This window comes from Pseudomonas sp. EB271-G4-1, from assembly GCF_058791355.1.
Genome location: NZ_JBYTEO010000047.1, coordinates 1 through 26,561 on the forward strand (window position 1 = coordinate 1; position 26,561 = coordinate 26,561).

The following is a 26,561-nucleotide window of genomic DNA, read 5'->3' on the forward strand; positions in this document are numbered from 1 at the left end:
CAAGGCAGCCTTCAGCTATGAAACATGTTTACCGGACACTAGTGACGCTCCGCGTGGGAATGCATCCCGTGACGCTCCGCGTCACCTACAGAAGCGGAACGCGGAGCGTCCCCGGCGGCGTTCCCACGCGGAGCGTGGGAACGATCTGTGTGCGGGGGTCAGCGGAAATCCCGGCTGCGCACGCTGATGCCGTCGAGCAGTGGACTCAAGTCGCTCAAGCGCCCGGCAATCAAATGCCGCACCTCTCCCTCCTTCTCCCAGCGCCCATCGACCTTGAGCAACTGCGAGCCCACCAGCACCTGGCGCTGGCGCTCGGCCAGGTCGCGCCAGACCACCACGTTGACGTTGCCGAACTCGTCCTCCAGGGTGACGAAGGTCACGCCACTGGCGGTGCTCGGGCGTTGTCGGCCGGTTACCAGCCCGGCGACGCTGACCGGTCGCCCGTGCTCCACCTCCAGCAACTCCTTCGAACTGCGGCAGCGACGGGCTTTCAACTCACCACGCAACAAGGCCAGCGGATGCGGCCCGAGAGTGGTGCCGAGGCTGTTGTAATCGGCCAACAGGTCTTCGCCGACCGTGGGTTTGGGCAGCGCCACCGCGCCTTCCTCCTGACGGGGCAGGCCGGCAAACAGGCCGAGCTGCTTTTGCACCCCCGCCACTTCCCAGCGCGCCCTATGCCGGTCACCGGCCAGCCCGCGCAAGGCACCGGCATCGGCCAGTTGTTCCTGGGCGCGGGCATCCAGGCATGCCCGTTCGCCAAGGTCCGCGATGTCGACGAAGGCGCCTTTCGAACGCGCCGCCTCAATGCGCCGGGCATCGTCCTGCCGAAAGCCCTTGATCATGCGCAAGCCCATGCGAATCGCCGGTTGCGCACCGGCAATCGGTTCGAGGCTGCAATCCCAGTCGCTGGCCCGCACGTCTACCGGACGAATCTGCAAATGGTGACGGCGCGCGTCCTGCAGGATCTGGTCCGGGCTGTAGAAACCCATGGGCCAGCTGTTGATCAGGGCACAGGCGAAGGCCGCCGGTTCGTGGCATTTCAACCAGCAACTGGCGTAGGTCAACAAGGCAAAACTGGCGGCATGGGATTCGGGAAAACCGTAGCTGCCAAAGCCTTTGATCTGCTCGAAGATCTGCGCGGCGAAATCGGCGGTGTAGCCTTTTTTTTTCATCCCGGCGGCCAGGCGATCCTTGTGGGGCTCCAGTCCACCATGGCGTTTCCAGGCCGCCATGGACCGGCGCAACTGATCGGCTTCGCCGGGGCTGTAGTCGGCGGCGACGATGGCGATCTGCATGACCTGCTCCTGGAACAGCGGCACCCCGAGGGTGCGCTTCAACACCTCGCGCAACTCTTCGGAGGGATAGCTTTCGAGTTCTTCCTTGTTCCGCCGCCGCAGGTAGGGGTGCACCATGCCGCCCTGGATAGGACCGGGGCGAACGATGGCCACCTCGATCACCAGGTCATAGAACTCGCGGGGCTTGAGCCTGGGCAGCATCGACATCTGTGCCCGGGACTCGATCTGGAACACGCCGATGGTGTCGGCGCGGCCAATCATGTCGTAGGTCAACGGGTCTTCGGAGGGGATCGTTGCCAGGCTCAAGTCCAGGTTGCGATGACGACGCAGCAAATCGAGACAACGACGAATCGCGCTGAGCATGCCTAATGCAAGGATATCCACCTTGAGCAGGCCGACCGCGTCCAGATCGTCCTTGTCCCACTGAATGATGGTGCGCTCCGCCATGGCAGCGTTTTCCACCGGCACCAGGGTGTCCAGGGGATGCTCGGAAATCACGAAACCACCGGGGTGCTGGGACAGGTGCCGGGGGAAACCGATCAGTTGCCCGGTCAGGCTCAATACCCGGCGCAACACCGGGCTCTCGGGATCGAAACCGCCTTCGCGCAGGCGCTCCACGGGCGGTGTTTCATCACTCCAGTGACCACAGCAATCGGCCAGGGCATTGATCTGGTCCGGCGGCAACCCCAACGCCTTGGCCACATCACGCACAGCGCCGGCCGCGTGGTAGGTGCTGACCACGGCAGTCAGTGCCGCGCGGGTCCGCCCATAGCGCTGGAACACGTACTGCAAGACTTCTTCACGGCGCTCGTGCTCGAAGTCCACATCAATGTCCGGCGGTTCGTCGCGCTCTTTGGAAAGAAAGCGCTCGAACAGCATGTTCATCCGGTCGGGGTCGATCTCGGTAATGCCCAAGGCGAAACACACCGCCGAGTTGGCCGCCGAGCCTCGGCCCTGACAGAGGATTTTCTCGCGCCGGGCGAAGGCGACGATGTCCTGGACAGTGAGGAAATAACTCTCGTAGCCCAGCTCGGCAATCAGCCCCAGCTCCTTGTCGATCAGCCCGCGGACCTTCTCGCTCGCACCCTGGGGCCAGCGCTGGCGCATGCCCCGCTCAGTCAATTCCCGTAGCCAGGACGCTGCACTGTGCCCATCGGGCACTAGTTCGCGCGGATACTGATAACGCAACTGACCCAGATCAAAGGTGCAGCGCCGGGCAATGTCCAGGGTTTCGTCGAGCAAGGCTGGCGGATAGAGCTCGCGCAACACATCGAGGCCGCGCAGGTGCCGTTCGCCATTGGGGTGCAGGCGCAGTCCGGCATCGGCTACCGGCAGGTGATGACGGATCGCGGTCATGGTGTCCTGCAGGGCCCGGCGCCCGCGCGCATGCATGTGCACATCGCCGCTGGCCACCGCGGGTATCCGCAGTTCCCCGGCCAGCGCCAGGAGATCATTCAGTCGTCGGGTATCGTCCTGGCCGCGATGCAGCTGGACCGCCAGCCACAGGCGTTCGGCGAAGACCTGCTTCAACCAATGGCCCTGCTCAAGGTCATTGACCGCGTCCGGTACCCACAGCGCCAACAGTCCTGGCAATGCTTCGTCGAAGTCTTCGCGCAGCACTTGATACTGACCTTTTTGCGTACGACGTCGAGCTCGTGTGATCAGTCGGCACAGGGTCTGGTAACCCTCGAGGTTTTCCACCAGCAACACCAGCTTCGGGCCGTTCTCAACGCGCACTTCACTGCCGATGATCAGTGGCAGCTCCACGGACTTCGCCGCTTGCCAGGCGCGGACGATACCCGCCAGGGTACACTCGTCGGTGATCGCCAGGGCCTGGTAGCCCTGTTTTTTCGCCCGCTGGAACAATTCCAGGGCACTGGAAGCACCGCGCTGGAAACTGAAGTTCGACAGGCAGTGCAGCTCGGCATATCCGGCGTTCACGCGAACCAGCCCTGCAGCCACAACTGACCACCCTCGCCCACCGCACGGTAGGCCCAACCCTGCTGGCCGGCACGGGTTTCGATCAAGTAGTAATCACGGCGCACGTCATCGCCGTCCCACCAACCGGACTCGATGCGTTCCGGCCCCATGAGGATGCGCGTCGAGCCTTCGTGCACCGCCAGCGGTTCGGTCAGCAGCCAGCCCGGTCGCTGCACGGTCGGCAATCGCGCACCGGGCTGGCTGTCGGCACTGGCCTGCCACGCGCACTCGGGCCGGTGATCGGCCTGGAAGCGCAGGCCCTGCACGGCATCATCCCCCAGCCGTGCGCGCAGGCGTTCGCGCAGTTGCTCCCAGGGCAAGGTCTGCTGCGGGCGATCGTCGAACAGCTCCTGAAACTGCGGAACGAAGCTCGGCAAATCTTCGGCGCGCAGGCGAAAACCGCGCACAGGGGCTTCGACCTGGACTTGCTCCAGGCGTCCCCGAGCCAGTTCGAACAGCATCGCCGGATCACGTTCGGCACTGAGCAGGCCGACCTTGATCAGCGTGTCCGGCAATCCGGCGTGCTCCAGGTGCAGGTCGAAACGCTGCACACCGCTGTCCCGACCGCACAGGAACGTCGACAGATCCCCCGTCAGGCGGCGCAACGGAAACAGCAAGGCCTGATGGGACTGCACATCGAAATTGAGCTCGATGCGCACATCGAAACGGTCCGGCGGCAGGTAAAACGCCAGCGCCAGGCGTCGTATGCCCAGCAATTCATCCAGGTGCTTGAGCACCTGGGCCTCGAAACGCCGGGCCAGGCTGTGCCGGGGCAACGCCTGCACCTGGCTCAAGGTGCGCAGGCCCATGCGCGACAACGCCGTGGCCACGCTGGCCGCCAGACCGATGCGGTCGATGGGCATGTGCCCCAGGTGATGCTGCAAGGCTTGCTCGTCGGCCACCACCAGGCCGTCGTAGGCGTTGGCCAGCATCCGCGCCGCCACCGGATTGGGCGCCGCGACGATGCGGTGACGAAACCCCAGTTCGCCGAGTTCGCTGCGCAGGCGCGCCTCGAATTGCGGCCAGGGGCCGAACAGTCCCAGGCTGGACTCGATTTCGAACACCAGCGCCCGCGGATAATGCACGCTGACCTGGGAGCTGAAGCGATAAGCCCAGGCGGCCAGGAATTGCTGCCAGTGTTCGATATCCGCGACGTCGTACTCGGCGGTGGCAAAGCCCTTGCTCAAGGCCTGGGCGGCGCTCATGGACTGGCCGGGGCGCAGACCCAGCGCCCGCGCCGGGCCATTGACCGCCTGCAGCACCCGCCGCTGGGCCGGGCCGGTCAGCAGTGCCAGCGGCTCCTGGGGGTCGGCGCGCTGACGCAGTACCGCGTCCAGCGCCAATTGCGGAAACAGAATACAGACCCAGCGCATGGCAACCTCAATGCCCCACGGCGAAGGCAATCGGCGCCGAGCGGGCCAATCCGCCGCGGCACTTGAGCACCCGTAATTGCGCGGGCTTGGCATCGATGGCGATGCGCAGGGCCGCTGGCGAAGGGTTGATCGCTTCGCTGAGCGAGCGATAGGCGAACGCCAGGGTCGAGCCGGTTTCCGCCGCCACCTGCAAGCGGCGCAAGGCGCGGTCATCGGCCTTGTGCGGCCAGCACAGCACCGCACCACAACTGCCCGAACGCAGGCATTGTTCCGCCGCCCACAACGCATCGCGCTCGCTGGCCTGGATGATCGACAACTGGCGCAGATCGACCCCGGCGTTCTGCCAGGCCTGGGGGTATGGCACGCAGGGCGGCGCCACCAGCACAATGCGCTCGCCCGCCGCCGATAGCCGCGCCAGCGCCGGCCACACTAGTTGCAACTCGCCCACGCCCTGCCCGGCCAGGAGGATTTCCGTCAGCGCCGCCTCCGGCCAACCGCCCGTGGGCAGTGCCGCATCCAGTGCGGCATGGCCGGTGGGTTGCGGGCTGGCGGCCGGCGGCGCAGGCCGGCCCCTCCAGACCTGGCCGCCATTGAACAGCGTATCCAGCGCAACGACGGCACCCATCAGCCTTGCCTCACCAGGCCGCAGAACACCCCTTCGATGGCCAGGTCCCGGTCGGCCTCGACGATGATCGGTTGATAGGCCGGGTTGCGCGGCAACAGGCGAACCTGGTCGCCAACCCGCTCGAAGCGCTTGATGGTGACTTCACCGTCGAGCCGCGCCACGACGATCTGGCCATTGATGGCCTCGGGGCTGCGGTGCACGCCCACCAGGTCGCCGTCGAGAATGCCGTCCTCGATCATCGAGTCGCCGCGCACCCGCAGCATGTAGTCCGGCACCCGCGAGAAAATCGATGGGTCGAGCAACAAGCGGCTATGGACCTCGGCATCGGCACCGATCGGCGCACCGGCCGCCACCCGGCCGAGCACCGGGATGTCCAGCAGCTCGGGACGCGGCGGCTGGCCGAGCAAGCGAATGCCCCGGGCCTGATGTGGATTGACCTCGATAAAACCGGCTTCGGTCAGCGCCAGCACATGCTTGCGCGCGACGCTGCGGGAGGCGAAGCCGAACGCCTCGCTGATTTCAGCGAGGCTCGGGGACTGACCATGCTCCGCGATTCGATCACGGATAAAAGTCAGGATGGCGGTACGGCGGGGAGTTAATGTCGTCATGGAGTACATTTGTACTCTTTCCGCAATTTCCTGGCAAGCCCCTACCCCCTGTAGGAGCGAGCATGCTCGCGAAAAACCCGAGGCCGTTGCGGGGTATCAGGCCCCCCGCGTTATCGTTGACGACCATCGTCGGAACGCCGCCCGGAGCATGCTCGCTCCTACAGAGGCTCCGCCAGAAACGCGGTGATGTAATCGATGAACGCCAGCACCTTGGCCGTGGCCCGCCGATGGCTGGGGTACACCGCCAGGATGTGCGGACCGAAGCTGTCCGGGTCGATGTCGTAGTCGGCCATCACCCGCACCAGGCGCCCTTCGGCAATGTACGGCGCCGCGCTCCACAACGGCGTATGCAGCAACCCGCGCCCGGCCAGGGCATTGGCCAGCAGTAAGTCGTAGTTGTCGCTGCGCAAGCGGGGTGCCTGGGGTTGCGGCAAGCTCAAACGTTGGCCGTCGCGCTCGGCCCACCAGAATTCGCGGCTGAGCAAAGGATGGCGGTACAGCAACCATTCGTGCTCATCGAGGGTCTGCGGGGTGACCGCCAGCCCCTTGCGCGCCAGATACTCCGGGCTGGCGCACAGCGCCAGGCGATTGCTGCCAACGACGCGGGCAATCAACCCCGGCAAGTCGTCATGCCCTTCACGCAAGGCCAGGTCGTAGCCGCTTTCCAGCAGATTGACGAACTCGTCACACAGGTCCACTTGCAGGTTGATCTGCGGGTATTGCTCGAGAAAACCGCCACACACCTGATCGAGAAAGGCCTGCCCATAGGCCAGCGGCGCGGTGATTTTCAGACTGCCGCGCAAACCGTGCTGCAACTGCTCGATTTCCTCGCTGGCCTCGTCCAGTCGCTGCAATACCTGGCGCGCGGTTTCCAGGTACAGCCGCCCGGATTCCGTGAGCAAGATCCGCCGGGTACTGCGCTCGAACAATCGCGCGCCGAGTTCCGCTTCCAGGTGATTGACCGCTTTGGTCAGGGCCGACGGGGTCTTGCCCAACTGCTCGGCGGCGCGACTGAAGCTGCCCAGTTGTGCGGTGACCACGAACATTTTCAGTGCACCCAGCTTGTCCATTCTTTTTCCATTCAGGCAAAAACGTTTTTCGTGAGCGAGGCGTTCTGCCGAGCGCGGTAAGCCACTAGTCTGGCCATCAGACGCAATAACAAGGAAACATTCAATGAAAAAATTCATCCCGAATCTGTTGCTGGTGGCAGTCAGTTTTGCCTCGTGGGAAGCCATGGCCGCGACTGACCTGGTGCTGTTCAACGGCAAGATCTTCACTGCCGACCGCAACCAGCCCAAGGTCCAGGCGCTGGCGGTACAGGACGGTAAAGTGTTGCAAGCAGGCAGCGATGCGCAGATCAAGGCCCTGATCGATTCGGGAACCAAGGTCGTCGACCTGGGTGGCAAGACCCTGATGCCAGGCCTGATCGACACCCACTCCCACGCGATCTTCGGCGGATTGGAGATGGTTTCGGCCAACATGGAAGATGAAGTGGTCGATCTGGACGAACTGGAAAAACGCCTGCGGGCCTGGCGTGAAGACGGCAAGGCTAAACACGGCGACATCCTGAGCGTGGCCGGTATGAGTTCGGCCTACTGGGCGCAATCTGAAGCCTTGGGCAAGAAATTCAACAGCGGCGAATGGGCCGACGTGCCCGTGGTGTTCACCGGCAGTGACCATCACACGGCCTGGGCCAACAACGTGATGCTCAAGCGCGCAGGCATTGATGCGGCGCTGCTGAAAACACTGCCAGGCGCCGAGAAAGACACCATCGGCAAACTCGCCGACGGCCGCCCCAACGGCTTCCTGGTGGACGCCGGCTGGGACCGCGTGGCCGCGAAAATGCCCTCGCCGAGCGCCACTGACATGCTCAAGGCGGCGCAAACCGCCGTGAGCTACAACAACAGCCTGGGCATCACCGCGTGGATGGACCCGGCCGCCAACGCCGCGCCCGGCGAGCCGGTGTTTGCACTCAAACCCACGGAGAAAACCGTCGGTGTCCTGCCGGTGTACAAGGCCCTGTCCGAAAGCGGCGGCATGACCGCCCACGTCGCGGCGCTGCTGGTGGCCAACGGCAAAAGCGTGCCGTCCGATCTCGACACCCTGGACAAGGTCCGCCAACAATTCCAGGGCATCCCCAACCTGACGCTGCCCGGTATCAAGATCTTCGCCGACGGCGTGATCGAGTACCCGGCCCAGAGCGCCGCGATGATCGATCCGTACACCAACTCGCACAAACCGGGCGAACTGTTGATCGACCCGAAGCATTTCGGCGAGCTGGTCAGCGCCATCGATCAGCGCGGCTGGCGGGTACACATCCATGCCATCGGCGACCGCGCGGTCCGCGAATCGCTGAACGGCATCGCCCAGGCGCGCAAAGACCGACAGAGCGGTGTGACCCACTCCATCACGCACCTGCAGATCGTCAATCCGAAAGAATTCGCCCGCTTCAAACCGCTCGACGTCATCGCCTCGATGCAACTGCTCTGGGCCAGCGCCGACGATTACACCACGGACATGATCAAGCCTTACGTCAGCGCCCTGGCGTTCCGTTACCAATACCCGGCGCATTCATTGCTCAAACAGGGCGCGACCATCGCCGGGGCCAGCGACTGGCCAGTGTCTTCGCCCAACCCGTGGAACGCCATGGCCCAGGCCATGACGCGGGCGGGTCCGCTGGGGGTGCTCAACGCCGATGAACGCATCGACCGCGAAACCATGTTCTATGCCTACACGCTCAATGCCGCACGCACCCTTGGCCTGGATAAACAGATCGGCTCGCTGAGCGCCGGTAAACAAGCCGACTTCATCGTGGTCGATCGTGATGTGTTCAGCGTCGACGAAAAAGCCCTGCATGAAACCCAAGTGCTGCAGACCTGGTTCGCCGGTCGGCAGGTCTACGCGCAACCCCTCTAATAAAAACCACAACCACACCCCTGCCCGACCTCGTGTTTTTCAACACGGGGCACGGCGCAGCCTTGTCCGATTTCTGCCCATAACAATCACAATAGCGGGACGTACCATGAAAGCTTTCACACTGTTCGCCCTCGGCTCCTTGAGCCTGCTGCCTTTGAGCAGCCAAGCCATCCCCTTGAACGATGATTTCGCCTTGTTGCTGGACGTGACACTGGCCAGCGATTATCGAACCCGCGGCATCTCGCAGACTCAGAACGACCCGACACTGCAAGCCGGCGCAACCCTGGCCCACAGCAGCGGCCTGTACCTGGGCGCATGGACCTCCAACGTCGACTTTGGCGGCGGCCTGAAAACCCGGCAGGAGGTCGACTACTATGCCGGTTGGTTGTGGCAGGCCACCGATGACGTCAGCCTCGACCTGGGCTACCTCAAATATTCTTACCCGAAAGAGAGCCAGTTCAACCAGAGCGAGGCCTACGGCATTCTCAGCGTCTACGGGGTAAAACTCGGCGCCTACTACTCCGCCGATGCGCCGGGTATCGATAGCGAGCAGAACTCGCTCTACAGCTATATCGGTTACGAAACCGAGCTGCCCTACGGCGTTGGCCTCAAACTGCGCTACGGCGACATGGACTTCAAGGACCCGCACCTGTACTCACGCTCGGGTGAAGCTGAGGACTCCTACCGCGAGTGGGAGCTCAAGCTGACCCATGAACTGGCGGGCGTGATGCTGGGCCTGAGCTACATCGACACCGACCTGTCGAAGAGCCAATGCCTGAGCAATTGGGGCTTCGACGATGTGTGCAGCGCGACGGTAGTGGCGAGCGTCAGCAAGTCCTTCTGATTGCCCTGGCCCCCCTGTAGGAGCGAGCATGCTCGCGATGGACTCAAGAACGCCGCGTTTAACCAGAAACCACGCGTTAACGTTAACGACCATCGCGAGCATGCTCGCTCCTACAGGTTTGGAGTTAATCCTTCGAGATAGGCCCATGGATATATTCCGCGTTCATGCCCATCACTGAACACCAGTTGCAACCCATACCTTTGGGAATTCACCTCGATAAGCCGAACACGGGCGTCGATCATTGGCGGCGTACCGCGCAAGCGAAACGCCCGGCATTGCGAACACGGGCACTGGCGGCGCAGCTCGGCATGGTCCAGCCACTGCTCGCGGCCATCCGGCCAGTTCAGTCGCAGCTGCTGCCTGCTCCGGGAATTGCCGATGGCCAGCGGGTTCATTGCAGCTGACTCAGGGCGATGCGCACCGCCTTGCGCACTTCTGGATCACCATCGTCCTGCGCGGCCAGCAGCGCTGCGATCGCGCCTTTTTCATTCAACTCGCCGAGGGCCAGGGCGGCTTCCTTGCGCAGGTTGCTGATGCGGTGGCCGAGGGTTTCGATCAGCGCGTCCAGTGCCTGGGCGTAACGCAAGCGGCCGAGACTGCGGGTGGCGCGCAGGCGGACTTGCCAGTAATCGTCGCTCAGGGCTTGGACCAATGCCGGGCCGGCGTCGATGTGGCCGACCTTGCCCAGGGTGGTGGCGGCTTCCTCGCGCACTTGCCAGGCCTGGTCCTGCAAGGCTTGGCGCAGGGCCGGCAGCACCTGCTCGTCAGACGCCAGGCCGAGTGCACCGGTGGCGGCGCGGCGCACTTCGGTGTCCGGGTCTGCACTGGCCAGTCGAGCCAGGGCCGGCAAGGCGTCGAGCTGTTTGAGCCAACCCAGCACGCCGACAGCTTCACGGCGGACATTGGCCTCCTGATCGCTCAACGCAACCAGTGCCGCCGGGGCCGCTTGCGGGTAGCGCAATTCACGCAAGGCCCTGAACGCAGCGATGCGCACGCCGATGTCGGCATGCCCGGTCCACGGCAGGATCACCTCACCCGCCGCTTCGCTCTTGAGCAGGCTGAGGCTTTGCGCCGCGGCGGCTTGCACCGCTGCGGATGGATCGGTCAGGGCCTGGCACAGCGCTTCGACCACAGGCTCGTCCTCCCAGGCTTCGAGCAACCGCGCGGCTTCGGCACGGACGTCTTCGGCCGGGTCTGCGACCAGTCGGTTGACCAGCCACAGCAGCCCGTCCGCTTCTTCCAGGTCGGCCAGTTCGATCAGGGCGATACGGCGCACGCCGGCATCGTCGTCAGTCAGGCGTGGTTGAAGGGCGAGAATGTCATCGTTATCGGTTACATCGAATAGTGAGGTCATAGGGCAAATCGCGGCAGTTTGTTTTCTGGGGGAAGTCCGAGAGGGTTCAGGCGGGGCAGCTGCCGACCGTCTTCGTGACGCAGGAGTTCGAGGCAGTGACGTTTCAAGCGGGAAAATTCGTGGCTGGTCACCAGTGCGGTGGTGCGTGGCCGGGGGAAATCCAGGCGCAGGTCTTCGATGATCCGACCGGGACGCGTACTCATCACCAGCAGGCGATCGGCGAGGAACAGCGCCTCGTCGATGTCATGGGTGACGAACACCACGGTGGTGCGAATGCGCGTCCAGATGTCCAGCAGCAGTTCCTGCATGTTCAAGCGGGTCAGGGCATCGAGAGCGCCAAAGGGCTCGTCCATGAGTAATAGCCGTGGCCGATTGACCAACACCCGGGCGATTTCCACCCGTTGCTGCATGCCACCGGACAACTGATCCGGCCAGCGCTCGGCGAAGCCTTCAAGGCCGACCAGGGCGAGGATTTCATCGGCGGCCTTGTCGCGTTCGGCTTTACCGATGCCGCGCATTTTCAGGCCGAACGCAACGTTGTCGCGCACCGTGCGCCAAGGGAACAGTGTGTGCTGCTGAAACACCATGCCGCGTTGCGGCGACGGGCCGGACACCGCCGCGCCATCAACCTTGAGGCTGCCAGCGCGTGGTTGCAGGTGCCCGGCCAGGGCGCCGAGCAAGGTCGACTTGCCGCAACCGGACGGCCCGAGGATGCACACGAACTGCCCTGGTTCGATCAGGCAATCGAGGCCCTGCACAGCTTCGAAGGCCGCGCTGCCCTCGCCCAGGCTGATCGACAAACCGCGAATATCGATCCGCCCTTCGGGCTGTTGAAAAACACTCATCAGGCTTTTCCTCGTGGTCGATGCCAGGGTGTGAATACACCGCCCAGGCGTTTGATCAGCAGGCTGCTGCCCATCCCGAGTACGCCGATCAGCAACATGCCGACCACAATGTCGGGGTAGTTCTGGATGGTGTAGGACTCCCAGGTGTAATAGCCGATGCCGTATTGGCCGGAGATCATCTCGGCGGTCACCAGGCAAAACCACGACGTGCCCATGCCGATGGAAAGGCCGGTGATGACGCTCGGTGCGGCCCCCGGCAGAATCACTTCCAGCAGCATCGCCCGTCGCCCTGCACCGAGGCTTTTCGCCGAAGCGATCAGCCGTGGATCGACGCCTTCGACGCCGTGCACGGTGTTGAGCAGGATCGGGAACAAGGCGCCGGTAAAGGTGATGAAGACCATCGACAGCTCGGACGAGGGGAACATCAGGATCGCCAGGGGAATCCAGGCCACGGCGGGAATTGGGCGCAGCACTTCCAGCGGTGGCAGCAGCAAGTCTTCGGCCCATTTCGAGCGGCCGATGGCCAGGCCCAGCGCGACGCCGATCACCAATGCCGCGAGGTAACCGGCGAAGACCCGGCTGAGGCTGCTGCCAAGGTGTCGGGCGAGTTTTCCGGAGTCACCGAGGCCCAGTGCCGCTTCAATCACGGCAAGGGGTGTCGGAACGTTGGCGAAAGTCACCAGGCCGAGGTTCCAGTGGTGGCTGGCGGCGAGGTGCCAGAATAAAAGGCAGAGCAGCAGCGAGGCGGCTCGGGGGAGCCATCGTGCAAACATATAACACCTCCGATCGTTCCCACGCTCCGCGTGGGAATGCATCCAGTGACGCTCTGCGTCACATTCAAAAGCGGAACGCGGAGCGTCCCTGGCGGCATTCCCACGCAGAGCGTGGGAACGATCACTGACTCAGCGACTGGCCACGGCCTGGGTCGTGGCATCGGTGAAATCGAACACCTTGCCGCCCTGGGCCGTGGCGAATTGCTGGGCCTGGCCCTTGAGCAGAAACGCGCTGAGGCGACCTTGCGCATCACTGGCAAACCACGCCTGGTCGGCCAGCAACTTGATCCCGCTGTCACTGGCCTGGGCATACACCGCGCGGATGTTCTTGCCTTCCTGCTTCAGCGCGGCCAGCGCGGTGAATGCCGCTTGCGCCGAGGCGTACTGACGGACTTTCGGCTCGCCGCGCACCCAGATCTCGGCCACGTGGCTGAAGTCGGTGATGGCCTGGCCACTGCCTGCATCGACGGCCTTGAGCGGCGTCTGCTGGTAATTCGCCAACTGCGCGCTGTAGTCCAGATTGGACGCCTTGAACGCGGCGCGAATGTATTGGTCGTCGATGAAGGAATTCAGGTCGAGGCCGCGATCAGCCTTCTTCAACAGCTTGAGGGTGTCGATGGCGGTGCCGACGGCCTGGCGGTATTCCGGTTTCCAGGTCAGGTCGCGGGTCTGCACGCCGAGCGGGCCGTGGAACAGGTAGTTGACCTCGGCATCGACCCCGGTGACCTTGGCGATCAACTCGCTGTACTTCTCAGGCTCGGCGGCCAGCAGTTGGTTGGCTTCGATGCTCGCGCGCAGGTAGGCGACGACGATTTCCGGGTATTTTTTCGCATAGGCCTGGTCCACCAGCGCACCGTGGAAGGTCGGCGCGCCAGCCTGGGAACCGTCGTAGATCTTGCGTGCGAACCCCCGGCTCGGGAACAGTTCGGCGAACGGCACAAAGTCGGCATGGGCGTCGATCTTGCCGGCCTGCAACGCGGAACCGGCGACTTCCGGTGGCTGGGCAATGATGTTCACGTCCTTGAGCGGGTCCCAATCCTGGGCCGCTACAGCGCGCAGCAACATGCCATGGGCAGTGGACGCGAACGGAACGGAAATGGTCTTGCCCTTGAGCTCGGCCAGTGACTGCACGCCCGACGCGCTCGGCACCACGATGCCGTTGCCACTGCCCTGGGTGCTGCCCGACAGCACGCTGATGAACAGGCTGCGCTTGCCGGCAGTTTCAAACGCCACGCCGTTGAACGACCCGGGGAAATCGGCCATGGCGCCGAAGTCGAGCTTGCCGGCGACCATCTCATTGGTCAGCGGCGCGCCGCTGGTGAAGTTCTTCCACTGCACCTCGTACTTGGCGTCCTTGTACTGGCCATCGTGGGGCAGGTATTTGTCCAGCAGGCCCAGCTCGCGGATCAACAGGCCGCCAGCGGCGCAATTGATGGTGGTGTCCTGGGTGCCGATGGCGATGCGGATGGTCTCCGCCTGCGCCGACAGGGTGAATGATGCCAGTACCAGACCGGCCAAAGCTGCACGCAATATCATGGGTGTTTCCCCTCGAATCATTTATAGGATGTTCGTCTCCGCCACGATCAGGGCGTGGTGGGAAACGAGGGGTGTCTTGAAGCAAGCGTCCGGTGGTTTCCGGGTAGCATTTTATTGTCTGCACTCGCTCCATTGTGGGAGCGAGCCTGCTCGCGAAAGCGTCCTGTCAGTCCACAAAGATGCCAGCTGTGCCGACCTCTTCGCGAGCAGGCTCGCTCCCACATTTGGGCTGTGCTTCAACGCAACAAATAAGGGATATCCACTTTCACGGCGCCAGTCGGGCAGTCCTTTTCGCACGGCATGCAGTACCAGCATTCATCGAAGGCCATGTAGGCCTTTTGCGTGGCCGGGTTGATCGCCAGCAAGTCCATCGGGCAGACGTCGACGCACACCGTGCAGCCCTTGTGGGCGATGCAAAGGTCCTCGTCGACGGTGACCGGAGCATTGGAGCGAAAGAATATTTCCTGGGGTTGGTAGGCCATTTCACGGTTTCTCTCTAGTGTCATGCTCAAGCCGCGTCGGCACCGACCCGCAACCGGTCGTAGGCCTGCATTTCATCGGCGTCCAGTGGGATGATGTAAGGTTCGATGGCTTTCTTGAAACTGGTCATCACGCCGTTTTCGCCCTTCTTCAAGTGGCAATGGCAGAACCAGTCGCTGTCGTTGCGTTGCGGGTGGTCGACCCGATAGTGGTAAAGCCCCCAGCGACTTTCGGCGCGGAACAATGAAGCACGGGCAGCCATTTCGGCGCAGTCGCGGATCATGCTGACTTCCATGGCGCGCATCAGTTCGTGGGCGTTGTGGGCCTTGATCTGATCCAGGTCACGCTGGATGTCGCTGAAGCGTTGCAGGCCGATCTGCATCTTCCTTGTCACTTTCGGCGGCTGCAGGTAGTCGTTGACGAAGCGGCGCAGCTTGTACTCGACCTGGGCCGGTGGCAGGCCGTGTTCGCGATCAAGGGGTGCGTAGACTCGCTGCTTTTCAATTGCGACCTGCTCGGCATCGAGCGCGGAAAACTCGCGTCCGGCGACAAAGTCCGCCGCGTTGGTGCCGGCAAACCAGCCATAGGTGAACGCACCGAGCATGTAGTTGTGCGGCACCGCGGCCATGTCACCGGCCGAATACAGGCCCTTGACCGAGGTCTCGGCCTTCTCGTTGACCCACACGCCCGACGCCGAATGTCCGCTGCAAAAACCGATCTCGGAGATGTGCATCTCGACCATTTGCGTGCGGTAATCGGTACCGCGATTGGCGTGGAACTGACCGCGACTCGGGCGCTCGTTGCTGTGCAGGATCTCTTCGATGTTCTGGATGGTTTCTTCGGCCAGGTGATCGAGCTTGAGGAACACCGGGCCGTTGCCACTTTCGAGCTCCTGATGGAACTCCCACATCATCTGGCCGCTCCAGTAGTCGCACTCGATGAAGCGCTCGCCCTTGTTGTTGGCGGTGTAGCCACCCAAGGGACCGGTGACGTAGGCGCAGGCCGGGCCGTTGTAGTCCTTGATCAGCGGGTTGATCTGGAAGCATTCCAGGTTCGCCAGTTCGGCTCCGGCGTGGTAGGCCATGGCGTAACCGTCGCCGGCATTGGTCGGGTTTTCGTAGATGCCCATCAGGTAACCCGAAGCCGGCAGGCCCAGGCGTCCGGCGGCACCGCAGGCGAGGATCACGGCCTTGGCCTTGATCACATGGAAGTCGGCCGTGCGGCAATCGAAGCCCATCACGCCGTTGACCGCGCCCTCTTCGTCCTTGAGCAAACGGGTGCAGACCAAGCGATTGGTAATGCTGACCCGCGCCCGCTTCAACTGGCGATACAGGACTTTCTTGATGTCGTGGCCTTCCGGCATCGGCAGCACGTAGGCGCCCATGTGGTGGACCTTTTTCACCGCGTAGTCGCCGGTCTCGTCTTTCTCGAACTTCACGCCCCAGCGGTCTAGCTGTTCGATAGTCTCGAAGCTGTGGGTCGCGTAGGCATACACCGCGGCCTGATTGACGATGCCGTCGTTGGCGATGGTGATTTCCTTGGTGTACTGCTCCGGCGTGGAGTGGCCGGGAATGATCGCGTTGTTGAGGCCGTCCATGCCCATGCTGATCGCGCCGCTGCGCTTGACGTTGGCCTTGTCGATCAACAATACCCGCAAATCGCGGTTGCGTTCCTTGGCCTTGATCGCCGCCATCGGCCCGGCCGTGCCGCCGCCGATCACCACGATGTCGTATTCCTGCTCGAGAGTCGTTCGGGTCATGCCTGCGCCCCTTTTTGCCGGTCGATCCGCAGGCGGTACTGGAAGGCATCGCCACGGTAGTAAAGGTGTTCGAAGTCCACTGGGCGGCCTTCGGCGTCGTGGGTCAGGCGCTCGATGCGCATGATCGGCGAGCCGGCCTCGACGTTCAGCGCCTGGGTCAAGTCGCTGTCGGCCAGTACTGCGTCGATGGCCAGGTCGGCGTGGCCGAGGGCCAGTCCGCAGTCGTTTTCCAGGATCAGGAAAATGTCGCGGGTTACCAGATCGGCCTTCTCCAGGCGCTCGCCAAGGGCTTTGGGCAGGTAAGTGATTTCCAGCGAAATCGGTTCGCGGTTGATCAGGCGAACCCGCTTGATCTGCGCCACGGTCTCCCCTTCGGCGACCTGCAAGCGATCGGCGACCAGCTTGTCGGCAGCGATGAACTTGAAGCTGCGCAGGCGGTTGATCACCTCATATCCGCGACCGGTCATGGACTCGGCCAGGCCTTGCAAGGTGCTGACGTTCTGGAAGGTTTTCGGCTTGGCGACGAAGGTACCCTTGCCGTGGATTTTGAAGATCAACCCTTCCTTCTGCAGATCGCCGAGAGCCTGGCGCACCGTGATGCGACTGACCTTGAACAGCGCACCGAACTCGCTTTCGGAGGGCATCTGGCTGTCTTGCGGGTATTCACCGTCGAGGATGCGCGCACGCAACACATCGCGCAGTTGGGTGTGCAGCGGAACGCTACTAAGCGATAGAACGTTATCGGTCATGAAGATCACTTGTCATAACGAGTTATGACGTGATCTTAGAGTTCTAAGGAATGGCTGAGAAATACTGTTTGGGCATAAGGTTAGATGGAGATCAAAAGATCGCAGCCTTCGGCAGCTCCTACAGGTTTATGCGTTCCACCTGTAGGAGCTGCCGAAGGCTGCGATCTTTTGCTTTTACTCAGCCGATGCGCATGGCCCGCAGATCCAAACGACCATCCTTCAGCGGCGGGCACCAGTAGTAGCCGCCGGTGATCGGCCGGCTGATGCGGTACAAGCCGTCAGTGATTCCGTCTTCCAGGCCGCTCATGCGGCGCAGCTGGACTTCGAAGGCGTCGAGGGAAAAACCGAAGGCCAGGAACATCAACCCGGCTCGCTCGCCTTCGATCCATGGCATCGAGCGGCGAACCACGAACGCCTCAGGGGCAAAGCTCTCCTGGGCGGTGCGTTTGACGTGGGCCGAGATCGGTGCGTCGTCGAGTTCTTCGTTATCGCTCAGGCGACGTCCCATGATGTCATCCGTCTCATGGGACGCCATCGCGCGAAAGCCCTTGAGGTCATGCTGCCACTGCTGGAGCGCGGCGAAGCTGCCGCCCACCATGCCTTCGGCGCCCTCACCCACCAGCGCGGCGGCCGCGGCGGCTTCGTCACGGGGGTTTTCAGTGCCGTCTTCGTAACCGGTCAGGTCATGGCCGTCACGGTGACGGAAACCCTCGGTCACTTGCACCAGGCGCAGGGCCGGGGCCAACGCTGCTTCGAAGGCGTGGCTGCGGTTAAGCAGTTCGCCACGGTCGGTACCGTGCAACCAGCACCAGAGTGCCTGTTGCGTCGACGGATTGTCGACGCCGACACCGCTCAGCGCTGGAAACGCCCGCAAGCCTTCGACATGCCCGCCGAGGGCCTTGACCAGGGACTCACCGAAGCCGACCACCGCCGATTTGCCATCCACCAGTTGCGTCAGCTTGTCCAACGCAGCCGGCAGCGCCGCGGCCGATTCCAGGGCGAAGAACATGTGACGGGCGAGAGGCGGAACAGGGGTGGCAAGAATGCCCGGCTGGTAGTGACTCATGTGAACTCCTTATGAAAGAGCGCGGAGTTTAACCTCGGCACCAGCCATTGTGTGCTCCCAAGTCAAAAGATCGCGTTTCACCCCAACGCCGATTGCGGTCTACGCTTGAAGCACAATAATCACACCTTCACCCCTCTATTCTGCCCATCAGCGCTCGATTGCAGTTAAAAAAACTCATCAACAAGGCGTATAACCCTTGAACTGGATTCTTCAACGGCTAGCCATAAGCGCACGGCTGACATTACACACGGGGTAGCGACATGACGACCGCACAGATTCTTGGCAACCTGTTTCCCGACGCCGGCAGCATCCCGGAAAAATACCGTCTCGACGGCCAGACCGAACAACGCGAGTACCTGGTCGATGGCGTGTTGAAAACCTGGCCAGGTCCACTCGCCCAGGTGCGCAGCCCGGTTTACCTGAGCGGCCCTGGCGGCGATGAACAGGTCATCCTCGGCAGCACGCCGTTGCTGGATGCCGCCACCGCCTTGACCGCCCTCGACGCCGCCGTGCGTGCCTATGACCGCGGCCAGGGTTTGTGGCCGACCATGCGCGTGGCCGAGCGCATCCAGCATGTCGAGACCTTCCTGGGGCGCATGCGTGAACAGCGCGACGCGGTGGTGAAGCTACTGATGTGGGAAATCGGCAAGAACCTCAAGGATTCGGAAAAAGAGTTCGACCGTACCTGCGACTACATCGTCGACACCATCAACGCCCTCAAGGAACTCGACCGCCGCTCCAGCCGCTTCGAACTCGAGCAGGACACTCTCGGTCAGATCCGTCGCGTACCGCTGGGCGTGGCGCTGTGCATGGGGCCCTACAACTACCCGCTGAACGAAACCTTCACCACGCTGATCCCGGCGCTGATCATGGGCAATACCGTAGTGTTCAAGCCGGCCAAGCTTGGCGTGCTGCTGATTCGCCCGTTGCTGGAGGCCTTCCGGGACAGCTTCCCGGCCGGGGTGATCAACGTGATCTACGGCAGCGGGCGTGAGACGGTCAGTGCGCTGATGGCCAGCGGTAACATCGATATCTTTGCCTTCATCGGCACCAACAAGGCCGCCAGCGACCTGAAGAAATTGCACCCGCGCCCTCACCGCTTGCGCGCGGCATTGGGACTCGACGCGAAAAACCCCGGGATCGTCCTGCCGGAAGTGGACCTGGACAATGCGGTGACTGAAGCGCTCACCGGCTCCCTGTCATTCAACGGCCAGCGCTGCACCGCCCTGAAGATCCTGTTTGTCCACGAAGACGTGGTCGAGGCCTTCATCGAGAAATTCAACGCCAGACTGGCCACGCTCAAACCCGGCATGCCGTGGGACGGTGGCGTGGCGCTGACACCTTTGCCGGAATCGGGCAAGGTCGATTACCTGCACTCGCTGGTGGCCGATGCCGTGGGCAAGGGCGCGAAAGTGGTCAACCCCAATGGCGGCGAGGCGCGCGCATCGTTCTTCTACCCCGCCGTGTTGTATCCGGTGACGCCGCAGATGCGGGTCTACCAGGAAGAACAGTTCGGCCCGGTGGTGCCGATCGTGCCCTATCGTCACCTGGACACGGTGATCGACTACGTCCTCGAATCGGACTTCGGCCAGCAACTGAGTATCTTCGGCACGAACCCGGTGGCGGTCGGTCGACTGGTCGACACCTTCGCCAACCAGGTCGGGCGCATCAACCTCAACGCCCAATGCCAGCGCGGCCCGGACACCTACCCGTTCAATGGCCGGAAAAACTCCGCCGAGGGCACGCTGTCGGTGCACGACGCCCTGCGGGTGTTTTCGATTCGCACGCTGGTGGCGACCAAATTCCAGGAGACCAACAAGGATCTCATCAGCGAGATCATCAGTGGCCGCAGTTCAAGCTTCCTGACCACTGACTACATCTTCTGAGGAGAGCCGACCTGAGCGCATCCACGGCTCTTCGCCTGCCACCGCTACTGCGCCGGTTACTGCGTCCGCTATTGGACCCGTACCAGCGCTATCGCCACGCGCGGATGATCCATGCCGTGCGCGTGTCGCTCGGGTTGCTGGCGACGATCCTGCTGACCACCGGCATCCACCTGCCCCACGGCGAGTGGGCCTCAGTGACGATGCTGGTGGTGATCGGCGGCTTGCAGCACCATGGCAACATCGGCAAGAAAGCCGCCGAACGGGCCATCGGCACCCTGGTCGGGGCGGCTATCGGCCTGGTCCTGGTGGTGCAACAGTCCTGGCTCGGCATGCCGTGGCTGACCTATTTCGCCATGGCGGTGGTGTGCGGATTCTTCTCGTACCATGCCATCGGCAAAGGCGGATACACCGCGCTGCTGGCCGGTATCACCGTATTCATCGTCGCCGGGCATGGTGACAATCCGGTCACTGACGGGTTGTGGCGTGGGGTGGATATCCTGATCGGCATTGCCCTGGCCCTGGCATTTTCCTTCGCCCTGCCGCTCTATGCGGTCTATTCCTGGCGGTACAACCTGGCAGATGCGCTGCGTGATTGCGCGGCGGTCTACAGTCGTATCATCACCGGCCAATCGGTGACTGGCGACGAACACCTCAGGCTGATGGGGCGACTGAACACCGTGATGGTGCAACTGCGCTCCCTGATGCCATCGGTGTCCAAGGAAGTGAAGATTTCCATGACCGAACTCGATGCCATTCAACGTCAACTGCGCCTGTGTGTCAGCACCCTTGAGATACTGGGCAATACCCGACCGGATGCCGGCGACCTGCAGTCGGCCTTGAAGGCAGAGCATCGACTGATTCGCGTGCAACTGATTGCCATGGCCCGGGCGCTCAAGTCCGGCGTCCCCCACCGGCTGGAGCGCCCCGTGGCGCTACCGATGGTCAGGCTCGATGTGCCGGTCTACAACGCCCTGGACGGTTACCGCTTGTTGACTGAGCAACTGCTTGCCAACATTGGCGAGATGCGCCAGCGACTGGCCAGGACGGCGCCGCGCTGGAACATCTGAAACGCCTTACGAGGTAACGGTGCGCCGCAATTTCAAGCTCCAGCCCTGCTGCATGCCGGCCGCGGCCAGCAGGATTGCGGCCACCCCGATCCATTGCAGCGGTTCCAGGCGATGGCCGAAGGCAAACCAGTCGACGAAAATCGCCGCGATCGGGTAGATGAACGACAGCGCGCCGGTCAATGCCGTCGGCAATTTCTGGATCGCGCCGTACAACAGCACGTACATCACGCCAGTGTGCACGATGCCCAAGGTGACGAGGCTGCCCCAGGCACTCGGTTCCTGCGGCAGGGCCGAAAAGTGCGCGAATGGCGCAAGCAGCAATACGCCGGTGCTGACCTGGACCAACGCAATCAGATGCGGTGGCGTACCGGTCAGGCGCTTGATGATCAACGCGGCAATCGCATAGAGGAACGCGGCGCCCAAGGCCAGGACGATCCCTATCAGGTACTCGTTACCGCTCTCGCCCTCCCCGCCATGTGCGCTGACAATCGCCAGCATGCCGAGAAACGAAACGCCCAGCCATGCCAGTTTCTGCAGGGTGATTTTCTCGTTGAGGAACACCGCCGCCAGCCCCACCAGCATGAACGGCTGGACGTTGTAGACCGCCGTACCGATGGCTATCGAAGCCCGGGAATAAGAGGCGAACAACAACACCCAGTTGCCGACGATCGCCACACCGCTGAGCACCGCCAACAGGAAGGTGGTACGGGTGAGGATGCCAGGGCGAAGAAAGCCGAACGCCGCGCAAATCAGCAGCAGCGCACCGGCCCCGAACAGGCAGCGCCAGAACACCACGTCCAGCACCGGTTGCCCGGACACCAGCACGAACCAGCCGATGGTCCCGGAGATCAGCATGGCGGCGGTCATTTCGAACGAGCCGCGACGTATTGAGTTGTCCATCATCAGACTCCTGTGGTTGATGGGCAAAGTATGCCAATCGACCGGGGGCTGCTCCAGCGCAAAAAGCAGGCTAAACTTCGAATCTGCCTTTTATGCGAAGGCGATTTCGCAAAACTGCCTAATAGAGGTTTTCGCCATGACCGATGACATCGACCAGGTGCTGATCACCGCCTTGATGGAAGACTCACGACGTTCGCTCAAGGCCCTGGCGCAAATCAGCGGCCTGTCCTCACCCAGCGTTGCCGAGCGCCTGCGGCGTCTTGAAGAGCGCGGTGTGCTCAAGGGCTATACCGTGGAAATCGACCCGAAATGCTTCGGTTATCAGCTGCAGGCCATCGTGCGCATTCGCCCGCTGCCCGGCCAGTTGCAGGAAGTGGAACGGCAGATCATGGCGATTCCCGAGTTCACCGAATGCGACAAGGTCACCGGTGACGACTGCTTCATCGCCCGCCTTCATGTACGCTCGATGGAACAACTGGACACCCTACTCGACCGCCTCAACACTCACGCCGAAACCAACACCGCCATCGTCAAGAAAACCCCGGTCAAGCGGCGCCTGCCGCCAATGGCCTAGCCGCCGGTACATTTGCCAAGAACAAAAAAAAACCCGCCGAAGCGGGTTTTTTCAATCATGGCTGGCGATCAATCATCGCGGCTCATGATGCCAAACAGCTGCAACAAGCTGATGAACAGGTTGTAGATCGATACATACAGGCTGATGGTGGCCATGATGTAGTTACGCTCGCCGCCGTGGATGATGGCGCTGGTCTGGAACAGGATGCAGACCGAGGAAAACAGCACGAAGCCCGCGCTGATCGCCAGTTGCAGGCCGCTGATCTGGAAGAAGAAGCTCGCAACCACCGCACCCAGCAACACGAAGAAACCCGCCGTGATGAAGCCACTGAGGAAACTCATGTCCTTGCGCGAGATCAGCACATAAGCCGACAGGCCACCGAATACCAGTGCGGTCATGGCAAAGGCCGAGCTAACCACTTCGGCGCCGCCCTGCATGCCCAGGTAACGGTTGAGGATCGGGCCGAGCAGGAAACCCATGAAACCGGTCAGGGCAAAGGCCGACACCAGGCCCCAGGCGGAATCACGAAGCTTGTTGGTGAGGAAGAAAAGGCCGTAGAAGCCGATCAGCACCACGAAAATGTTCGGGTAGCCGACACGCATCTGCTGGGCAACGTACGCCATCACACCACTGAAGGCGAGCGTCAGAGCCAGCAAGCCGTATGTGTTGCGCAGGACGCGGCTAACCTCTAGCTGCTCAGCCTGCACGCTGTTGTTCACTGCGTAATCCTGTTCGCGCATGGCGACACTCCTGTTGGTTTGAAACGTTCAGTCGCAAAGATCATAACAGACGCCCTGTAACAAGCTATGCAGAGAGTTTGACAGTGTGTTTCATTCAGGTATTATGGCGCCCGCAACACAAACGGAGGTGTGGCCGAGTGGTTTAAGGCAACGGTCTTGAAAACCGTCGACTGTAACAGGTCCATGAGTTCGAATCCCATCGCCTCCGCCATCTTATGTATGACAAAGCCCTGATTATTCAGGGCTTTGTCGTTTCTGGGATTTGGATTTCCCTTTCGGTACTTCTGTAAAACAAGGAGGTTGCATGAACAACATGGACACGATGAAGCTGATGCTTATGCTGCTGGCCAGCACGACCAGCTGCGCTGCACTGGCCGCCGAAAAAACCTTTGCGCTGACCGCATTCAGCAGTGTTGAGGTCCGGCAGGGAGTGAACCTGTCGATCAAATGCGCTGCAACGTCATCAATGGTGGTCTCAGGCTCTGCCGATACGCTGAACAAGCTCCAGGTGACGACAGACAACAAGGCGTTATTTCTGGTGAATGACGCAGCGAAACATGTTCGCGTCGTCTCCCCTACCCTGGATATCACGCTATATACCAGCGCGCCACTGACGGGGTTGACGGGAAAAGCAGGGGTAAAAATCGTGGCACCTGCCTGTGCCGTCGATCCGTCCAGGCTGACGGTGGCAGGCAGCATGGGCACTGACATCCAGATCGAGGGCAAGACGGGTGAACTGGTCCTTGACCTGGCGATGGGCAGCACCTTCAACAAAAAACCGTTGCCCTTCATTGCGGATGTGGCCAAGGTGCGCATGAGCATGGGGGCGGCATCGTCCCTGTGCCATATCCCCCGGATCAACGGCAACCTGTCTGCCGGCGCACGTATGTCTGTGAGTCCATCGGCTCAGGTCGACAACAGCGCCACAGGCGCCTACGCCAGCAAAATTTCAACCTCTGAGTGTTTGTAAACGACAGGAATGAACAGGCCACTCTCCGCTTGATGGAAAACGGGACGAATTGTTCCGTTTGTGGCCCCCCTCCTTTTACACTCCTTTACACCCTTCACAGCCTTACATCTGTAAAAGTTCAACCGAGCGCTTTAGACGCGGGCCCCCTGCATCCCCCGGCACCGTTAGTCTGGCGGTGGCGGATACGACGGCTGCCCGCAAACCCTCAAAGCAGCCACTCAATGGCAAAATCCGCTTACCCAGATCATTTCGGAGATCACAATGCTTCGCGTGTTTGAACGAAGGCTCGATCCATTCCCTCCCGACGAAGCACCGCCGCCGCCTGTCGGCCTGATGCGGTTCCTGTGGGCCTGCACGCGCGGCGCCCGCGGTTATATCCTTGCGTTGGCGCTGCTCAGTGCCAGTGTGTCGATCTACGAAGCCTGGTTATTTTCCTTTCTTGGGCAGGTCGTGGACCTGCTCTCGACCTGGCAGGCCGGTGGCGATGCGAACGGGCAGGAAAGTTCTGTGCTGTGGGGTATCGCGACAGTGTTGGTCACCAGCATTGGGCTGGTGGCGCTACGTACCATGGTGCAGCACCAGATATTGGCCATCAACCTGCCGTTGCGGCTGCGCTGGGACTTCCATCGACTGATGCTGCGGCAAAGCCTTTCGTTCTTTTCCGATGAGTTCTCCGGTCGGGTCACCACCAAGGTGATGCAGACTGCACTGGGCGTGCGCGAAGTCCTGTTCACCCTTATCGAAATCGCACCCGGAATTGGCGTTTATTTCATTGCGATCATCGCACTGGCCGGCGGCTTCGCCCTGAAACTCATGCTGCCTTTTATTGCCTGGGTCGCGTTGTTCGGGCTGGCCATGCTGTACTTTGTGCCGCGGCTGGGGCGAGTCGGGCAGGAACAGGCCCATGCGCGATCGTCGATGACGGGGCGTATTTCAGATGCCTATAGCAACATCACCACCGTGAAACTGTTCTCGCACTCCAATCGTGAAGCGCATTTTGCGCGCGCGGCAATGGAGGACTTCAAGCAAACCGGCTTCCGCCAGATGCGCCTGGTCAGCCAGTTCGAGATCGTCAACCAGGCGCTGGTGGTGATGTTGATCATGGCCGCTGGCGGCTATGCCCTGTGGCTCTGGCACCAGGGCGAGGTCGGCGCGGGAGCGGTGGCGGCAATTACGGCCATGGCGTTGCGTATCAATGGCATGTCGCACTGGATCATGTGGCAGATGGCTTCGCTGTTCGAAAGCATCGGCACCGTGCAGGATGGCATGGCAACCCTGACCCGAGGTCCCAAGGTGCAGGACGCGCCGAACGCTGGCGTACTGGTGCCCTCTGGCGGCGCGGTGACCTTTGACAACGTGAGCTTCAACTACAACGGTGAACGCCAGGTGCTCGACGGATTGAGCCTGACTATCCACCCAGGCGAAAAAATCGGCCTGGTGGGCCGTTCCGGCGCAGGCAAATCGACGCTGATCAATCTGCTGCTGCGCTTCTATGACGTCGACAGCGGTGAGATTCGCATCGACGGGCAAAACATCGCTCAGGTGACACAAGACAGTCTGCGGGCCGCTATCGGCATGGTCACCCAGGATACGTCCCTGCTGCACCGCTCGATTCGCGACAACATCGCCTACGGCCGCCCGGACGCGACCGACGCCCAGGTGCGCAGCGCCGCGATTAATGCCCAAGCCGACGGTTTCATCAGCCAACTGAGTGATCGGCAAGGCCATAGCGGCTATGACACCCTGGTGGGTGAGCGCGGCATCAAGCTCTCGGGCGGCCAGCGCCAACGCATTGCCATCGCCCGGGTGATGCTCAAGAACGCGCCAATTCTGTTGTTGGACGAGGCCACGAGTGCCCTGGATTCTGAAGTTGAAGTCGCCATCCAGGAAAGCCTCGATGAAATGATGCAGGGCAAGACCGTCATCGCCATCGCCCATCGGCTGTCGACGATTGCGGCCATGGATCGACTCATTGTCATGGACGAGGGACGTATCATCGAACAGGGTACCCATGCGCAATTGCTGGCAAAAAACGGCACCTACGCGCGGCTGTGGCAGCATCAAAGTGGTGGTTTCCTGGGAGAGGATCAGGGGGTGGCTGAGGCGATGGATCAGGCGTGAGAGTGAATGGCGAGAGCGAACGCCGCCGATGGTCGTAGCATCTCGCCTGCCACCGGCCTGTGGCTAAGCTTAATGAATCGGGGAGAATTGAAACCTGGGT

General features: G+C 62.1%; 23 protein-coding genes and 1 tRNA gene. 8 read left to right on the forward strand and 16 right to left on the reverse strand.

The window, feature by feature from the left end:
* Nucleotides 1–158 precede the first annotated feature (158 nt).
* From AC3WWR_RS21505 to AC3WWR_RS21525, 5 genes are all read right to left on the reverse strand, one after another.
* Nucleotides 159–3,257 (reverse strand): error-prone DNA polymerase, encoded by a 3,099-nt coding sequence (locus AC3WWR_RS21505; protein WP_492599042.1) that lies wholly within the window; start codon nt 3,255–3,257, stop codon nt 159–161.
* The gene (locus AC3WWR_RS21510; protein ID WP_083349241.1) at nt 3,233–4,648 is read right to left on the reverse strand and encodes a Y-family DNA polymerase; all 1,416 of its coding nucleotides are present in this window, start codon (nt 4,646–4,648) and stop codon (nt 3,233–3,235) included. The genes AC3WWR_RS21505 and AC3WWR_RS21510 overlap by 25 nt, the downstream gene beginning before the upstream one ends.
* A gap of 7 nt (nt 4,649–4,655) precedes the next feature.
* The gene (gene imuA / locus AC3WWR_RS21515) at nt 4,656–5,273 is read right to left on the reverse strand and encodes a translesion DNA synthesis-associated protein ImuA (RefSeq protein WP_020795461.1); all 618 of its coding nucleotides are present in this window, start codon (nt 5,271–5,273) and stop codon (nt 4,656–4,658) included.
* Complete coding sequence (lexA, locus tag AC3WWR_RS21520) at nt 5,273–5,890, reverse strand: transcriptional repressor LexA (protein ID WP_020795462.1); 618 nt, start codon at nt 5,888–5,890, stop codon at nt 5,273–5,275. The genes imuA and lexA overlap by 1 nt, the downstream gene beginning before the upstream one ends.
* A 149-nt stretch (nt 5,891–6,039) precedes the next feature.
* The gene (locus AC3WWR_RS21525) at nt 6,040–6,951 is read right to left on the reverse strand and encodes a LysR family transcriptional regulator (protein ID WP_454866049.1); all 912 of its coding nucleotides are present in this window, start codon (nt 6,949–6,951) and stop codon (nt 6,040–6,042) included.
* Nucleotides 6,952–7,054: 103 nt separating this feature from the next.
* Here AC3WWR_RS21525 and AC3WWR_RS21530 point away from each other — a divergent pair, with 103 nt between their 5' ends.
* Nucleotides 7,055–8,797: an amidohydrolase gene (locus AC3WWR_RS21530; RefSeq protein ID WP_033041998.1), complete on the forward strand. Its 1,743-nt coding sequence runs from the start codon at nt 7,055–7,057 to the stop codon at nt 8,795–8,797.
* A gap of 106 nt (nt 8,798–8,903) precedes the next feature.
* Nucleotides 8,904–9,641 (forward strand): TorF family putative porin, encoded by a 738-nt coding sequence (locus AC3WWR_RS21535; RefSeq protein WP_020800860.1) that lies wholly within the window; start codon nt 8,904–8,906, stop codon nt 9,639–9,641.
* Between the two features lie 110 nt (nt 9,642–9,751).
* Here AC3WWR_RS21535 and AC3WWR_RS21540 read toward each other — a convergent pair whose 3' ends face one another.
* From AC3WWR_RS21540 to AC3WWR_RS21580, 9 genes are all read right to left on the reverse strand, one after another.
* Complete coding sequence (locus AC3WWR_RS21540) at nt 9,752–10,036, reverse strand: DUF971 domain-containing protein (protein WP_179054212.1); 285 nt, start codon at nt 10,034–10,036, stop codon at nt 9,752–9,754.
* A complete protein-coding gene (locus AC3WWR_RS21545) occupies nt 10,033–10,995 on the reverse strand; it encodes a HEAT repeat domain-containing protein (protein WP_454866050.1) in 963 nt (320 codons plus the stop codon). The genes AC3WWR_RS21540 and AC3WWR_RS21545 overlap by 4 nt, the downstream gene beginning before the upstream one ends.
* Complete coding sequence (locus AC3WWR_RS21550) at nt 10,992–11,840, reverse strand: ABC transporter ATP-binding protein (protein WP_020800863.1); 849 nt, start codon at nt 11,838–11,840, stop codon at nt 10,992–10,994. The genes AC3WWR_RS21545 and AC3WWR_RS21550 overlap by 4 nt, the downstream gene beginning before the upstream one ends.
* Nucleotides 11,840–12,613, reverse strand: coding sequence for an ABC transporter permease (locus AC3WWR_RS21555; protein WP_020800864.1), 774 nt, complete (start codon nt 12,611–12,613; stop codon nt 11,840–11,842). Before AC3WWR_RS21555 ends, AC3WWR_RS21550 begins: the two co-directional genes overlap by 1 nt.
* Nucleotides 12,614–12,742: 129 nt before the next feature.
* Nucleotides 12,743–14,149, reverse strand: a complete 1,407-nt coding sequence (locus AC3WWR_RS21560) for an ABC transporter substrate-binding protein (RefSeq protein ID WP_492599043.1) — start codon at nt 14,147–14,149, stop codon at nt 12,743–12,745.
* A 236-nt stretch (nt 14,150–14,385) separates the two neighbouring features.
* Nucleotides 14,386–14,631, reverse strand: a complete 246-nt coding sequence (locus tag AC3WWR_RS21565) for a 4Fe-4S dicluster domain-containing protein (protein ID WP_008060065.1) — start codon at nt 14,629–14,631, stop codon at nt 14,386–14,388.
* 26 nt (nt 14,632–14,657) lie between these two features.
* Nucleotides 14,658–16,388, reverse strand: a complete 1,731-nt coding sequence (locus tag AC3WWR_RS21570) for a fumarate reductase/succinate dehydrogenase flavoprotein subunit (RefSeq protein ID WP_492599044.1) — start codon at nt 16,386–16,388, stop codon at nt 14,658–14,660.
* On the reverse strand, nt 16,385–17,137 hold the full coding sequence (locus AC3WWR_RS21575; protein ID WP_492599045.1) for a GntR family transcriptional regulator: 753 nt from the start codon (nt 17,135–17,137) through the stop codon (nt 16,385–16,387). The genes AC3WWR_RS21570 and AC3WWR_RS21575 overlap by 4 nt, the downstream gene beginning before the upstream one ends.
* Nucleotides 17,138–17,315: 178 nt before the next feature.
* The gene (locus AC3WWR_RS21580; protein ID WP_033042825.1) at nt 17,316–18,203 is read right to left on the reverse strand and encodes a Dyp-type peroxidase; all 888 of its coding nucleotides are present in this window, start codon (nt 18,201–18,203) and stop codon (nt 17,316–17,318) included.
* A gap of 260 nt (nt 18,204–18,463) precedes the next feature.
* Here AC3WWR_RS21580 and AC3WWR_RS21585 point away from each other — a divergent pair, with 260 nt between their 5' ends.
* Nucleotides 18,464–20,089: an NADP-dependent glyceraldehyde-3-phosphate dehydrogenase gene (locus AC3WWR_RS21585; RefSeq protein WP_492599046.1), complete on the forward strand. Its 1,626-nt coding sequence runs from the start codon at nt 18,464–18,466 to the stop codon at nt 20,087–20,089.
* Between the two features lie 104 nt (nt 20,090–20,193).
* Nucleotides 20,194–21,156 carry an FUSC family protein gene (locus tag AC3WWR_RS21590; RefSeq protein WP_052024714.1) on the forward strand — a complete coding sequence of 321 codons (963 nt, stop codon included), beginning with the start codon at nt 20,194–20,196 and terminating at the stop codon, nt 21,154–21,156.
* Nucleotides 21,157–21,162: 6 nt separating this feature from the next.
* Here the strand turns inward: AC3WWR_RS21590 and AC3WWR_RS21595 are convergent, their stop codons facing one another.
* Complete coding sequence (locus AC3WWR_RS21595; protein WP_033045090.1) at nt 21,163–22,056, reverse strand: DMT family transporter; 894 nt, start codon at nt 22,054–22,056, stop codon at nt 21,163–21,165.
* 136 nt (nt 22,057–22,192) lie between these two features.
* Between AC3WWR_RS21595 and AC3WWR_RS21600 the strand changes: the two genes are divergently transcribed.
* Nucleotides 22,193–22,630, forward strand: a complete 438-nt coding sequence (locus AC3WWR_RS21600) for an Lrp/AsnC family transcriptional regulator (RefSeq protein WP_007987480.1) — start codon at nt 22,193–22,195, stop codon at nt 22,628–22,630.
* A gap of 68 nt (nt 22,631–22,698) precedes the next feature.
* On the opposite strand, the gene AC3WWR_RS21605 is transcribed toward AC3WWR_RS21600, so the two are convergent.
* Complete coding sequence (locus tag AC3WWR_RS21605; RefSeq protein ID WP_008060078.1) at nt 22,699–23,370, reverse strand: Bax inhibitor-1/YccA family protein; 672 nt, start codon at nt 23,368–23,370, stop codon at nt 22,699–22,701.
* A 123-nt stretch (nt 23,371–23,493) separates the two neighbouring features.
* Between AC3WWR_RS21605 and AC3WWR_RS21610 the strand changes: the two genes are divergently transcribed.
* The 3 genes from AC3WWR_RS21610 to AC3WWR_RS21620 all read left to right on the forward strand — a co-directional run bounded on the left by AC3WWR_RS21610 (nt 23,494) and on the right by AC3WWR_RS21620 (nt 26,461).
* A tRNA-Ser gene (locus tag AC3WWR_RS21610) sits at nt 23,494–23,581 on the forward strand.
* A gap of 93 nt (nt 23,582–23,674) precedes the next feature.
* The gene (locus tag AC3WWR_RS21615; protein ID WP_492599047.1) at nt 23,675–24,340 is read left to right on the forward strand and encodes a GIN domain-containing protein; all 666 of its coding nucleotides are present in this window, start codon (nt 23,675–23,677) and stop codon (nt 24,338–24,340) included.
* 261 nt (nt 24,341–24,601) lie between these two features.
* Complete coding sequence (locus AC3WWR_RS21620; RefSeq protein ID WP_020800059.1) at nt 24,602–26,461, forward strand: ABC transporter ATP-binding protein; 1,860 nt, start codon at nt 24,602–24,604, stop codon at nt 26,459–26,461.
* Nucleotides 26,462–26,561 lie beyond the last annotated feature (100 nt).